The organism is Uliginosibacterium gangwonense DSM 18521 (genome assembly GCF_000373965.1).
Lineage (GTDB): Bacteria > Pseudomonadota > Gammaproteobacteria > Burkholderiales > Rhodocyclaceae > Uliginosibacterium > Uliginosibacterium gangwonense.
Window position 1 is genome coordinate 116505 of sequence record NZ_KB892846.1, and the last position, 13236, is coordinate 129740.

13 protein-coding genes are annotated in these 13236 nt (G+C 58.6%); 5 read left to right on the forward strand and 8 right to left on the reverse strand.

Annotation, left to right across the window (positions count from 1 at the left end):
- Window positions 1-4: 4 nt before the first annotated feature.
- The gene (gene lolD / locus B145_RS0112015) at window positions 5-715 is read right to left on the reverse strand and encodes a lipoprotein-releasing ABC transporter ATP-binding protein LolD (protein ID WP_018607641.1); all 711 of its coding nucleotides are present in this window, start codon (window positions 713-715) and stop codon (window positions 5-7) included.
- Window positions 708-1961 carry a lipoprotein-releasing ABC transporter permease subunit gene (locus B145_RS0112020; protein ID WP_018607642.1) on the reverse strand — a complete coding sequence of 418 codons (1254 nt, stop codon included), beginning with the start codon at window positions 1959-1961 and terminating at the stop codon, window positions 708-710. The genes lolD and B145_RS0112020 overlap by 8 nt, the downstream gene beginning before the upstream one ends.
- Before the next feature lie 89 nt (window positions 1962-2050).
- On the opposite strand from B145_RS0112020, the gene B145_RS25435 reads away from it, so the two are divergent.
- Together B145_RS25435 and recJ are read left to right on the forward strand one after the other, a co-directional pair.
- On the forward strand, window positions 2051-3124 hold the full coding sequence (locus B145_RS25435) for a hypothetical protein (RefSeq protein WP_018607643.1): 1074 nt from the start codon (window positions 2051-2053) through the stop codon (window positions 3122-3124).
- A complete protein-coding gene (gene recJ / locus B145_RS0112030) occupies window positions 3121-4833 on the forward strand; it encodes a single-stranded-DNA-specific exonuclease RecJ (protein ID WP_018607644.1) in 1713 nt (570 codons plus the stop codon). The genes B145_RS25435 and recJ overlap by 4 nt, the downstream gene beginning before the upstream one ends.
- A gap of 6 nt (window positions 4834-4839) precedes the next feature.
- On the opposite strand, the gene B145_RS0112035 is transcribed toward recJ, so the two are convergent.
- On the reverse strand, window positions 4840-5778 hold the full coding sequence (locus B145_RS0112035) for a bifunctional helix-turn-helix transcriptional regulator/GNAT family N-acetyltransferase (protein ID WP_018607645.1): 939 nt from the start codon (window positions 5776-5778) through the stop codon (window positions 4840-4842).
- Between the two features lie 304 nt (window positions 5779-6082).
- On the opposite strand from B145_RS0112035, the gene B145_RS25440 reads away from it, so the two are divergent.
- Together B145_RS25440 and B145_RS0112045 are read left to right on the forward strand one after the other, a co-directional pair.
- Window positions 6083-7702 carry a methyl-accepting chemotaxis protein gene (locus tag B145_RS25440; protein ID WP_169558549.1) on the forward strand — a complete coding sequence of 540 codons (1620 nt, stop codon included), beginning with the start codon at window positions 6083-6085 and terminating at the stop codon, window positions 7700-7702.
- A gap of 69 nt (window positions 7703-7771) precedes the next feature.
- Complete coding sequence (locus B145_RS0112045) at window positions 7772-8518, forward strand: TerC family protein (protein WP_018607647.1); 747 nt, start codon at window positions 7772-7774, stop codon at window positions 8516-8518.
- Window positions 8519-8594: 76 nt separating this feature from the next.
- On the opposite strand, the gene B145_RS27505 is transcribed toward B145_RS0112045, so the two are convergent.
- The 3 genes from B145_RS27505 to yjgA all read right to left on the reverse strand — a co-directional run bounded on the left by B145_RS27505 (window position 8595) and on the right by yjgA (window position 10445).
- A complete protein-coding gene (locus tag B145_RS27505) occupies window positions 8595-9152 on the reverse strand; it encodes a type II secretion system protein (RefSeq protein ID WP_018607648.1) in 558 nt (185 codons plus the stop codon).
- 158 nt (window positions 9153-9310) lie between these two features.
- Complete coding sequence (mog, locus tag B145_RS0112055) at window positions 9311-9910, reverse strand: molybdopterin adenylyltransferase (RefSeq protein ID WP_018607649.1); 600 nt, start codon at window positions 9908-9910, stop codon at window positions 9311-9313.
- Window positions 9903-10445, reverse strand: a complete 543-nt coding sequence (yjgA, locus tag B145_RS0112060; RefSeq protein ID WP_026259078.1) for a ribosome biogenesis factor YjgA — start codon at window positions 10443-10445, stop codon at window positions 9903-9905. The genes mog and yjgA overlap by 8 nt, the downstream gene beginning before the upstream one ends.
- Window positions 10446-10553: 108 nt before the next feature.
- On the opposite strand from yjgA, the gene pmbA reads away from it, so the two are divergent.
- Window positions 10554-11906: a metalloprotease PmbA gene (gene pmbA, locus B145_RS0112065; RefSeq protein ID WP_018607651.1), complete on the forward strand. Its 1353-nt coding sequence runs from the start codon at window positions 10554-10556 to the stop codon at window positions 11904-11906.
- 81 nt (window positions 11907-11987) lie between these two features.
- On the opposite strand, the gene B145_RS0112070 is transcribed toward pmbA, so the two are convergent.
- Both B145_RS0112070 and B145_RS0112075 read right to left on the reverse strand, forming a co-directional pair.
- Entirely contained in the window at window positions 11988-12179 is a 192-nt protein-coding gene (locus B145_RS0112070; protein WP_018607652.1) for a hypothetical protein, read from the reverse strand.
- A 184-nt stretch (window positions 12180-12363) separates the two neighbouring features.
- Window positions 12364-13233, reverse strand: a complete 870-nt coding sequence (locus B145_RS0112075; RefSeq protein WP_033407128.1) for a DUF2071 domain-containing protein — start codon at window positions 13231-13233, stop codon at window positions 12364-12366.
- Between the last annotated feature and the right edge of the window lie 3 nt (window positions 13234-13236).

Here is a 13236-nt window from a genome sequence, read left to right on the forward strand (position 1 = left end):
AGTTTCAGAGCGGAATCCGCCCGTCTTGCAGGTTCAGAACCCGCGAAGCACGCCGCGCCAAATCCAGGTCGTGAGTCACGATGATCAGGGCAGTCCCCAAGCGTGTGTTCAACTCCAGCATCAGGTCAAACACAGTCGATGCAGTCTGACGATCGAGGTTACCGGTGGGTTCATCGGCCAGCAGCACACGCGGCTCACTGACCAATGCGCGGGCAATCGCAGCCCGCTGACGCTCACCGCCCGAGAGTTCGCTGGGCGTATGCTCCAGGCGGTGAGACATGCCCACGGCTTCGAGCATTTTGGCTGCCCGCTCATGCGCCTGCGCACGTGGCATGCGACGGATCGTCAAGGGCATGGCGACGTTTTCCAGCGCCGTAAATTCGGGCAGCAGGTGGTGGAACTGATACACAAAGCCCATCGATTCATTGCGCATGCGCCCGCGTTCGGCTTCGTCCATGCTGGACAGCGCCTGCCCCATCAGGAAAACATCCCCCGAAGTCGGCGTATCCAGCCCACCCAGCAAGTGCAACAAGGTGCTCTTGCCAGAGCCGGAAGTCCCGACGATGGAAACGGTTTCCCCAGGTCGCACACGCAGATCCACGCCATTGAGCACCGGCACGGCGGTCGCGCCCTTGCCGTAGATCTTGCTCAAGCCCTTGCATGCCAGCACTTCAGCCACGCCATTGCGTTCGAGCATGGTGTTGATCTCATTCATAACGCAGCGCCTCCGCAGGATTGATGCGCGAAGCGCGCCAGCTTGGGTAGAGAGTCGCCACCAGCGTCAGCACAAAAGCCACCACCACCACGCCAACCACATCGCCCCACATCAGTTTGGAAGGCAGGTCGGAGATGTAATACACATCTTTGGCGAGGAACTGCACGCCAAAGGTCCGTTCAATCCATGGCACCACGCTGGTGATGTTCAGCGCTAGTATCACGCCCCCCAGCACGCCGATGCCCAAGCCGATCAGCCCCATCAGCGCGCCCTGGATCACGAAGATCTTCATCACTGAGCCGGGGCTGGCACCCAGGGTACGCAGAATGGCAATGTCCGCCTGTTTATCCTGCACCGCCATCACCAGGGCGGAGACAATGTTGAAGGCAGCCACGCCCACAATCAGCGAGAGGATGATGAACATCACCGTTTTTTCCATCGCCACGGCGCGGAAGAAATTCGCATGGCTCTGGGTCCAATCCGTCACCCAGGTATCGGTGGGCAGCTCGCGGCTCAAGGCATCCACCACTTGACGGGCCTGAAATAGATCGTTCAGCCGCAAACGCACGCCGCTGACTTTATCCCCCATCTGGTAGAGGGTTTGCGCATCCTTGATGTGAATCAGCGCCAAACCCGAATCGAATTCATACATGCCCGCTTCAAAAATCCCCACCACGCGGAACTGCTTGAGCCGTGGCAGCACGGCGGCGGGCGTCACTAAGCCAGAAGGGGCGATCAGCGTTACCTTGTCGCCCACATGCACGCCCAAGGCCCGTGCCAGTTCGTTCCCAAGGATCACGCCGAACTCACCCGCTTTGAGGTCAGTAAGCTTGCCATCGCGCATGTGCTTGGCAAAATCGGCCACCTTATCTTCCATCACCGGGTCAATGCCGCGCACCACACTGCCGCGCACCACCTGATCCATGGTCAGCATCGCCTGTTGCTGTACAAAGGGAGCCGTCGCCACCACTTCGGGATGCTTCTGGGCGATCTGCGCGTATTGGTCCCAATTCGGCAGATCACCACTAAAGGCACCGATCTGCGCATGAGAGGCCACCCCCAATATGCGGGTGCGCAACTCTTCCTGGAAGCCGTTCATGACCGACAGCACCACGATCAGTGCCGCCACCCCCAGCGCAATCCCTGCCATGGATGCGAAGGAAATGAAGGAGATGAAGCCGCCGCCGGAGACGTTACGACGTTTTGCCCGCACGTAACGCAGGCCTACGAGAAGTTCGAATTTCATAGCGGGGCAATGCTACACTGACCACGCTACAAGTGCATCCATCGCACATTAAAAAACGCTTATTCCTGACCGTGAGTTTCCACCCCAGCATGGGCGCGAAAGCCCAAATCCACCGTCCTTGCCACGTCACCTGCGTCATCCCCGGCTTGGTCTGGCCTGCACCACTCGGTGCAGCGCTTGAATCCATTGCCCTGCCGGGGCTTGCTGCATGGCTGGGGCGTGCCCGGCTTGCCCGCAACACCGCCCAGCCCTATGCCCATTGGTTGGCCCGGCAATTCGGGCTCACTCAACCCGCCTGGGCAGCCTTGCGCTGGGCCGGTGAAACCGTGCCGGAGGCCAGCCCCGCACATGTGCTGTGTGCAGACCCTGTTTCGCTACATTTCATGCGCGACGCGATGGTGCTGCGCGGCCCACGCGATCTGGCCATCACGCCCGCCGAAGCCGCTGCGCTCCTCGCCACGCTGAATAGCGAATTCGCCGATCTGGGCAGCTTCCATGCTCCCCACCCCGAGCGCTGGTATTTGCACGCCAAGGCCGCTACACAAACTCACTTCCTACCATTGGCCGATGTGCTGGGGCGCCCGGTGGCGCTTTTCCAACCGGAAGGCCCGGATGCGGCCATCTGGGCGCGGACAGCCAACGAGTTGCAGATCGTGCTCCACAACCACCCGGTCAACCGTCAACGCGAAGAGCGCGGCCAGCCCCTTATCAATGCCCTGTGGTTCTGGGGTGAAGCGCCAGCCCAGGCGGAAACCATCACGGCCCCTGCGCAGGCCCTGATCGGAGATGACCCCATTTTGCGCGGGCTGGCCCAACAGGCAGGCTGTGCCTGGCTATCTACCGCCCAGGCGGGGGATGCCGGACACGGCTCGGCCGGGTATAGCTGGCGGCTCGACACCAGCTTGCAAGAGGCCACACTGGCAGGTGACTTCATGGGCTGGTTGCGCGGCCTGGAGCAACTGGAACGCGAGCTGTTCGCCCCACTCTGGCAGGCTTGGCGCCAGGGCAGCCTAAAAACACTCCGCCTGGTTGCGCCCTCGGACAAATCGCTCATTGAGGCCACGCTATCCCCCCCACAGCGGCTCACGTTTTGGCGCAGTGGCGCAACTGGTGCACAATTGCGCGCTATTCTTGAAACACCCGCTCAGCCTGATCCCACATGACCCGCCTCATCCAGCGCCCGGTTTCCACCCCGATTGTCCGCAAGCTCACCGATGCGGGGTTGCATCCCCTGCTCGCCCGCCTGTACGCCGCGCGTGGTATCAGCTCCCCGGCAGAGCTAAAAAATGATCTGGGTACCCTCCTCCCCCCTGAAGGGCTCAAGGGCATTCAGGAGGCCGCCGAACTGCTTGCCGATGGCATAGAAGCCGGTGCCCGCATGGTGATCGTGGCCGACTATGATTGCGACGGTGCCACTGCCTGCGCTGTGGGCCTGCGTGCGCTGCGCTCAATGGGCGCACGCGAGGTGCATTATTTTGTGCCGGATCGTGCCATACATGGCTATGGCCTATCCCCCAGCGTGGTGGAAGAAATCGCCGGGCTGGAAGCGGAAATCCTTATCACGGTTGACAATGGCATTGCCAGTGTGGAAGGGGTTGCGGCTGCCCAAGCGTTGGGTATGAGCGTGCTGGTCACCGACCACCACCTGCCGGGGGACGCCCTGCCCACGGCAGAGGTGATCGTCAATCCCAACCAGAGTGGTTGCTGTTTTGCGAGCAAAGCGCTGGCCGGTGTGGGGGTGATGTTCTACGTCGCGCTCGCACTGCGGGCCGAATTGCGGCAACGGCAATGGTTCAATACCGAACGCCCGGAACCCAATCTGGGTAACCTGCTTGATCTGGTTGCCCTGGGTACCGTGGCCGACGTGGTACGGCTGGACGCCAACAACCGCCTACTCGTGCGCCAAGGCATCACCCGCATGCGTACAGGGCGCATGCATGCCGGGATCAAGGCGCTGTTTGCCGCCGCCGGACGCGACCCGGCACGCGCCAATACCTTTGACATGGGCTTCGCCCTGGGCCCACGTCTGAACGCAGCAGGTCGGCTGGCCGACATGGCGCTGGGCATTGAGTGCCTGATTACCGACGACTACGCCCGTGCCTTCAATATCGCCGTGGAGCTTGACAAGCTCAACCGCGAACGGCGCAACATCGAAGAGGAAATGCGCGAGGCAGCGCTGGCCACGCTGGATGCCACGCGCATTGACGAAGGCCCGGCAATCTCGCTCTTTGAACCCGAATGGCATCTTGGGGTGGTCGGCATTGTCGCCGGGCGCATCAAGGACAAGGCCCATCGCCCCACCATCGCCTTTGCCCGCGCCAGCGAAACCGATGATGCCAATGGCGAACTCAAGGGTTCCGGGCGCTCAATCCCTGCCCTGCACCTGCGGGATGCGCTGGACCTCATCACCAAGCGTCACCCGGATCTCATCGTGCGCTTTGGCGGCCACGCCATGGCCGCCGGGGTCACGATCCGCGAAGCCGATTTTCCACGCTTTCGCAAGATTTTTGCCGATACGGTGGCAGAGCTTGTGCCCGAATCTGAATTGCAACGCACGCTGGAAACCGATGGTGCGCTCGAAGCGGGCTATATGAGCATGGAAACCGCCCGCCTGCTTGATGCCGAGATATGGGGCCAAGGCTTTGCCGCACCACTTTTTGAAGACGTATTTCAGGTGGATAAGCAACGCTTACTCAAAGATCGCCACCTCAAACTCCAGCTCTCCAAACCCGGCATGGTGTTCGATGCCATCCAGTTCAATTGTGCCGAATCAGTCCCCGATAAAATCCGTGCGGCCTACCGGCTCTCGGTCAATGAATACCAGGGGGTCAGCAGCCTTCAGCTGATGCTGGAGTATTTTGAACCCGCCTGAACACGGCTACAGATCCAGCCCCCAATGTTGCCCCACCAAGTCTTTGCCGAAAGAGTGGTGGGCTTCTTCATCAAGTAGCCTGAAGCCTGCCACCTGATAGATTTTGCGGGCGGATAACAAGATGTCATTGGTCCACAAGACTAGGCGGCGATAGCCCTTCTGGCGAGCAAAGCGGATGCATTCTTCCACCAGCCGCTGGCCAATTCCCAATCCGCGTGCCTCCGGCTCCACGTAGAGCAGGCGCAACTTGGCCTGTGTCGGCGTCTCACGCAGCACGAACACTGAACCGGCGATGCGCCCTTCCCGCTCGGCAATCCAGCAGCGTTCCCACTTTGGATCGAAGTTCTTGACGAAGCCCGCGACGATCTCGGCCACCAACGCCTCATAGGTTTCGTCCCAGCCATATTCCTGAGCATAGAGTAAGCCCTGGCGATGCACGATCCAACCCATGTCCCCCACCTGATGCGGGCGCAGGATGTAGGGGACAGAAGAGGATTTCGGCTCGCCAAGCAGGTTTTGGATCGTGCGCATTGCCTCCAAAAGTTTTTCGCGTTGCGTTACGACCAACTCGGACAACAGCGCGGCAATCTGGGCCTGTGAAGCCTGATTGAGCGGCGCATAGGCAGCATAGCCAGCAGGGGTAAGGCGCAAAACGGCTTGGCGTGAATCCTGCCCGGAAACCTCACGGGTCAACAAACCTTGGCTCTCGAATCTCTTGAGCAGGCGGCTCAGATACCCGGCATCCAGCCCCAGCTCCCGCCCGATTGCCGTCGCAGTCAAATCTTCGGCATGCTCCAACTCAAACAGCACGCGTGCCTCGGTCAGCGAGAAAACGCTATCGAGCAAGCCCTCGTCCAGCAGACCGAGTTGGCGGGTATAGAAACGGTTGAAGTGGCGCATATCCTCAATCGCCTGTGTATCAAGTCCGTGTGGATCGTTGCTCATCACTCGCCCCCAAGTCATTCAATCTTGTTCTCAACGACAAATTGTCAATAATATATTTGACTTAGTCAACAAAATACCAATTAGGAGAGGCCGCCCATCATGCGACGCCAAGTCTGGTGACATTTTTTCACATACAAACCTAGCCCCAATGTGCAGGAGGCAAGCGTCAGTCATGGCGATTGCTACTGTGAAGATTGTTCGTCTGCAAGCGTTATCATCACTACGCAGTGTTTGCACAAAAGTATTCATATTGTCAGGCCCGGGCCGGGATAAGGCGTGCCGGGACTTTCTGCTGGGGATTTGTATGAAACTCACGATATCGCTACGGCTGATCGCCATGACCGTCTGCTCCACCACCATGTTGATTCTGGTGGGCATGTTTGGTTATTTCAGCACAAACTCGGTTACCACCGATCTGAAAAGAACAAACGACAACGTCATCGCCAGTCTGAACACCCTGTCGCAAGCCGAGTCTGAATTCCTGCTGATCCGGGTCAATGCCCTGTATCACCTGTCATATACAACGGAAGACAAGAAGGCTCCGCATGAGAAAGTGATCAAGGAGAAGATTGAATCCATCAGGAATCTATTCAATAGCTACACAAAACTCACCGCCGACGAAAAAGACAAAGCGCTGCTGCAAGCCGATCAGCAGCTTTTTGCAGCCTATTTGCCTGCGCTGGAAAAAGTATTGGAAAAATCCCGTGCAAATGATCGGGAAGGCGCCAACACGGTGATCGAAAATGAATGGAAACCGGCAGGCAACAAACTCACTGCAGCTTTTCACGAACACTCGCAGTACAACCGCGATCTGGGCGAACAGATCGTCAAGCATGCGGTAGCAAGCGGACAAAGATATACGTTGAGCATTCTGGTGACAATTGCGGTGGGCGTGGTGCTGGTCGCCTTCATTGCCAGGGTATTGCGCAAGGGCATTACGCGCTCGCTCAACAGCATGCGCCAAACCATGTTGCATGTTGCAAAAAACCTGGATTTTACCGCCAGGGTCAGCGGCACCGGCAACGATGAAATTGGCGACACCGCGCAAGCCTTCAACCATCTGCTGGAGCATGTTCACAACAATATCCAGACACTGGCAGAAGATGCCCAACAATTGGCCCAGGCGGCCAGCGATGTAGCCCGCACAGCCGCGCACATTGCGTCAGCATCCTCCCAGCAAAGCGATGCGGCCTCCAATATGGCCTCTTCCGTTGAGCAGATGTCAGTCAGCATCTCCCAGGTTGGTGATCGCGCCGTTGAAGTGCATCGCTTCACTACAGAAACGGGGCAACTGGCAGGCGAAGGCGAAAATGCCATTGCGCACTCCACGGATGAAATCAACCAGACCGCAGATACCGTCAAGGATTCAGCGGACTGCATCTACCAACTGGAAACCCACAGCGCCAAAATTGCCGGGGTGGTGAATGTGATCAGGGAAGTTGCCGAGCAAACCAATCTGCTCGCGTTGAATGCCGCCATCGAAGCGGCCCGTGCTGGCGAGCAGGGCCGTGGCTTCGCCGTGGTGGCTGATGAAGTACGCCAGCTGGCTGAGCGCACCTCCACTTCTACGCTGGAAATTGCCAATACCATTGAAACCATGCTGGCAGGTGCCCGCACGGCAGCGACCAGCATGCATCAGGTGGCGGAAAAGGTTGCCCACAGCGTGAGCCTCGCCCAGCAGGCCAACGCGGTGATGGAAAAGATCGGCCTGGGCAGCCGTAACGGGGTCCACATGGTCAATGAGATCGCGGATGCCATCCGCGAGCAAAGCGAAGCCAGCCAGAGCCTGGCCCAACAGATTGAAAAAGTGGCCCAGATGGCCGAAATCGGCAGCACCGCTGCCAACGAGGGGGCACATGCAGCGCAGGAATTGGATCAACTTGCAACGGGCATGCAACAAATCATCGCCACCTATCGTTTGTAGACGATAGGGAAACTTTTCTACCCTTGGAACGATCTCATAACGGTTTAAACCTACCGCAGAAAGCGCTTCATGCTGAACTGGCTTGCAGACCCCAACGCCTGGATTGCCCTGGCAACCCTCACAGGCCTTGAGATCGTGCTGGGGATCGACAACATCATCTTCATATCCATCCTTGTCGGGCGTCTGCCCGAGGCGCGCCGCAATCTTGCGCGACGCCTGGGGTTGCTGCTGGCGATGGGCTCACGCATCGTATTGCTGGCTTCGCTGGCCTGGATCATGAAGCTCACCGCACCACTTTTTACCGTGTTTACGCACGACATCTCCGGGCGCGACCTTATTCTGATTGGCGGCGGACTCTTCCTGCTGTGGAAGAGCGTGCATGAGATTCACAATTCGCTGGAAGAAGTGGATGAAGACAGCCCCGCCACGACTGGCAGTGCGCTACAAGCCACGTTTGGCGCCGTGCTGATCCAGATTGCAGTGGTGGATATCGTCTTCTCGCTTGATTCAGTCATCACGGCAGTGGGGATGGTGGAGCATCTTACCGTGATGGTTGCGGCCATCATCCTGTCGGTAGGGGTGATGATGTTTGCAGCCAAGCCGATTGGTGAATTCGTCGACGCCAATCCGACCATCAAGATGCTGGCCTTATCCTTCCTGGTGCTGGTCGGCGTGACTCTGGTAGCAGAAGGTTTTGGAACTCACATTCCAAAGGGATACATCTATTTCTCGATGGCTTTCTCGCTTGGAGTGGAAATGATCAATATCCGGCTGCGCCGTCGCCATGCGATGAAACTCCACAAGAGTATGCAATAGGTAAGGCCGAACGCACAAAAAACGCCACACGAATGTGGCGTTTTTTCTATTCAGGAGAGGAATGGCCGCAGCGTTTTCAACAACCGCTGGTGGTCACGGTGATCACCGGCGCAAAGCTGGTACCTGTGCCACATAAGGGCACACCGGGGTTGTAGGCATAATCGACCTTGCACTGGCTCGGCGTAGGCGCGGAGGTGTATTGCCAAGTCACCTGATTACTACCACGGGAAAAGGTAAAATTGCCAAACGCATAGGAGTTGCCGGTGTTGTACCCCGTTCCCCAGGTGACGTTGGCACCTTGTAGCGCATTACCGATACCATCCCACTGCGTATCAGGGTGGCCACACCACAGGCGCACCGAATCTGTGCCCCCTGGGTTGGTCGACCCGGTGGGGTAACTGGAAAGCTGTGCCGAATCCAGGCCTTTGACAATCGCAGCACCCGAGATGATTTTATCTGCACTACGCACCGCACCCGCCAGCGCCAGTACCGCATTTTTGCGGGCATCGCTCACCATGTTCAGATACTTGGGCAAGGCAATGGCAACCAGAACCCCCAAAACAACAATGGTGATGAGCAGCTCAATCAGGGTAAAACCCTTGTGCCTTGCACGAATAATAGCGACACGCTTCAAATCAGTTCCTGTGGTTATTCAAACAGATACGGGGAATGCGCCCGGAAGCTTCCAACAGACATGGCAAGCCATGCTCAATCTAACACCAAGCCACACGCCTTTACAGCCCACCGGGCAAGCTGATATTTCCGCCTATCCGAAGGACGCCGGGACGGAGCCTACACCCGGACGCGCTGCGCACTCTTGGGACGGAATGCCTTGCAAACGGACTCCACTGTTTCAACATAAGGGCCGCCGAGCAGGTCAATACAGTAGGGCACGGCCGAGAAGATACCCTCCACTGCCACCCTGCCCTCCACATCGCGCACACCTTCAAGCGTTTCGCGGATAGCCTTAGGTTGCCCCGGCAGATTGATGATCAGGCACTTGCCACGGGTGACTGCCGTCTGACGGGAAAGGATGGCAGTGGGCACGAAGTGGCGGGAGATCCGCCGCATCTCTTCACCAAAACCGGGCATTTCCCGGTCTGCCACGGCCAGCGTGGCTTCCGGGGTCACGTCACGCAACGCAGGGCCTGTGCCGCCAGTGGTCACGATGAGGTGGCAGCCCTGCACATCCACCAATTCGCGCAAGGTGGCCTCAATCACGGGTTGTTCGTCGGCAATCAGCCGGGCCTCGCTTTTCCAGGAAGAGGCCAGCGCGGAGCCAAACCATTCGAGCAGCGCGGGGATGCCTTTGTCTTCATACACGCCGCTGGATGCGCGGTCACTGATTGAGACCAGGCCGATCAGCAGGCAGTCTGAAGCCAGCTCACTCATCGTCAGCCTCCTCATCAGCCTGATCGGATGGACCACCACCTTCGAGTTCCTTGAGGATCTGGAAGATTTCGCGGTAGGCACGCGGTGGACGATTTTCGGCACGCTCCTTGATGGCATTGCGCCGCAACTGCCGCAGGCGGTGCAGATCGGTATCCGGGTGGGCGTTACCAATCTCGGTGAGCACCGTTTCGTCTTCGAGCAACTGGGTACGCAGGTGTTCAATGCGATGCATGCGTGCCTTCTCCTCGCGGGAGTTGCCCTCCAGGGCATCGATAGCCGCGCGGATCGGCGCGGTATCTTCGTCGCGCATGATCTTGCCGATGAACTGGAGCTGCCGACGCCGGGCTTCGTGCTTGGTCAGCTTGTGCATGTCGAGCAGAGCTTCGAGCAGGCGCTCGGACATCGGAATCTTCTTCAGACGAGCGGGCGAAATCTCGGTGAGTTCCGCGCCAAGGTCCTGCAAAGCTTGCATGTCGCGCTTTTTCTGGGATTTGCTGACGATTTCGAGATCGTCGTCGTGGTCTTGATGATGCATGGTCATGGGGCCGCGAACGGCAAGCAAGGTACATAAAACGAAGAAGCCAGCAAGAACCGGCTCCGAGGCGCTAAGATTATAGTCTTTCGCAAAACGCAGTATTTTCTCATGGCCCAAAAGAAAAACGGCTTTAATTATTCTCAGCAGCAACTGCGCGACATGGCGCAGGACATTCTCGACTATGCCCGCTCGCGTGGCGCCACGGCCTGCGAGACCGATGTATCGGAAGGGTGTGGCCAGACCGTCTCGGTACGCTGCGGCGAAATCGAAACCCTGGAATACAACCGCGACAAGGGCATCGGGGTCACCATCTACCTCGGCCAGCAACGCGGGCACGCCAGCTCTTCGGACTTTTCCCGTAGCGCCCTGCATGCCACGGTGGATGCAGCGCTCTCGATTGCCCGCTTCACCGCACCAGATGCAGCAGCAGGGCTTGCAGACCCGGATCGCCTGTGGCGTGGCGAAAAAGATCTGAATCTGCAACTGCACCACCCCTGGGAACTGGATGCCGAGGCCGCTACCGAACTGGCACTGCGCTGCGAGCAAGCCGCCTTTACGGTCAGCCCGCAGGTGAAGAATTCCGAAGGTGCGGCGATCTACCGCCAGGAATCGCAATTCGTCTCGGCCAACTCAAGCGGCTTTTGCGACGGCTTTGCCACCTCTCGCCATTCTGTCTCCTGCTCGGTGATTGCTGGCGAAGGCGAAGACATGCAGCGTGACGACTGGCACGTGAGCATGCGCGACCCGCGCGACCTGCCCAACCCCGAGCGCGTGGGCGACTATGCCGCCCGTCGGGCACTTGCCCGCCTCGGCTCACGTCGAATCGCCACCTGCTCGGTGCCGGTGATCTTTGAAGCACCCCTGGCCTGTGGCCTGATCGGCTCCTTCGTACAGGCAGTCAGCGGCGGCAGCCTCTACCGCAAGAGTAGCTTCCTGGTCGACGCACTGGGCAAGGAAGTGTTCTCGCCCAACATCAGCATCGTGGAAAATCCGCATATCCCCAAGGCACTGGGCAGCACACCCTACGATGATGAAGGGGTGGCCACCGAACTGCGCGACGTGGTGAGTAATGGCGTGCTGCAAGGCTACTTCCTGGGCAGCTACTCGGCCCGCAAACTGGGCATGCAAACCACCGGGAATGCTGGCGGCTGCCACAACCTGATTGTGCGCCCCGGCAGCCAGAACCTCAGCGCACTGGCCCGCAGCATTGGCCGGGGGCTGCTGGTCACCGAACTGCTGGGTCAGGGCGTCAATTACGTCACGGGTGACTACTCCCGTGGGGCAGCCGGTTTCTGGATCGAAAACGGGCAGATCAGCTACCCGGTGCATGAGATCACCATTGCAGGCAACCTCAAGGACGTCTTCCGCAACATCGTGGCCGTGGGCAGTGATGTGCTGATCCGGGGAGGTAAGCAATGTCCGTCCCTGGTCGTAGGGGAAATGATGGTGGCGGGCAGTTAAACCGCACCGCACCGCGCCGTGCCCAACACATGAAAAAGCCCGCGTCGTGCGGGCTTTTTTACAACTGTGCGGAGCTAAAACTCAGAAGCGGTACATCAGCGCCACACGCAGATTGTCTTCAATCAGCGCTTCGGATTCGCTACGAGCACCCGCACCGAATTCGGTGCTTTGCATGCGGACTTCGTTCAGGTAGCCCTGGCGTTCGCTCTCGTCAGCAGACAGGCTGGCCATGCGGATGGGGAGGAAATCAAACATGCCGAAACTGGGGACCATGATGCGCTCTCTTTCTTTTGCTATGAATATGTTTTCTCAATCGATGATGTCATCGTAAAGAAAGCGCGACGAAATATCCAATTCGGGTGTTTGATCTATATATAAACAAACTACATGCTTGAGTTTCAATAAGTTACCACTACCCCGCAACGGGCATCGGCGAACAATATAATTTATAGCCACATCAGATCAGCATTTCCGACACGGCCCGAAACTTCACCTGGGGGAGTACGAAACCAAAAGCAGAATCAGACGAAGCGCCCAGCTTTTGCAGGAACGGGCATTCAAAACTCTCTGCCTGAATACTGCAGGCCCGCACCAGTTCCAGGTCGATCGGCAGATCAATCTGCGCATAAGCCAGCTTGGCTGACCCCGCCACCTGGGTGATCGCCGCGTCCTGACACCCCAAAAACTCCACGGCGGAATACCATGAACCAAACGCGCGGGCAAAGGAAGCAGGCAAGCGCTTTTCCTCGTTCAATCGGCCCCTGTAACTCAAACCCGGGGCACTCCCCCGCCCGCCAAGGATCTGCGTAGAAAACATGTCACCATGGCAGACGTGATGAAAGCTCGACGCCAGATGGGTTGGCAGCGCATCGCTAAACACCCGCGTTCCTAAGGCATACAGTGTGCTGTTCATGATATTTTTCAGAAACAGCACTGTACGACTCGCAGGGCTGCCACCGGGAAGCTCTTCCACATACAGCCGCCAGTTGCTCTGCAAGGGCGAGGGACACACGCTACGCAGGCGCCCCAATCGAGAGGGGCCGAAGTGCCTGTGCGCATAAGTCAGAATCGTCAGCGGTGTCTGCCCTTCATGCTGCCACAGGCGCACGCCCGCAGGCACAAAGGGGCTCACCACCTCCGCATCCAGCATCCAGGTCAGATACACCACATCGCGTACATCACTTTCCAGCACGGGGAAAGGCAGGTAATTCATGGCCGCCCGCCTCACCCTGGCCAGCATCAAGGCATTGGCCAGGGAATTGAACATCCCGGCGGGCAGCCCTCGGTGCGGGTGGCGGTAGGTATTGACGGGCGAACCTGCTTGCATGAA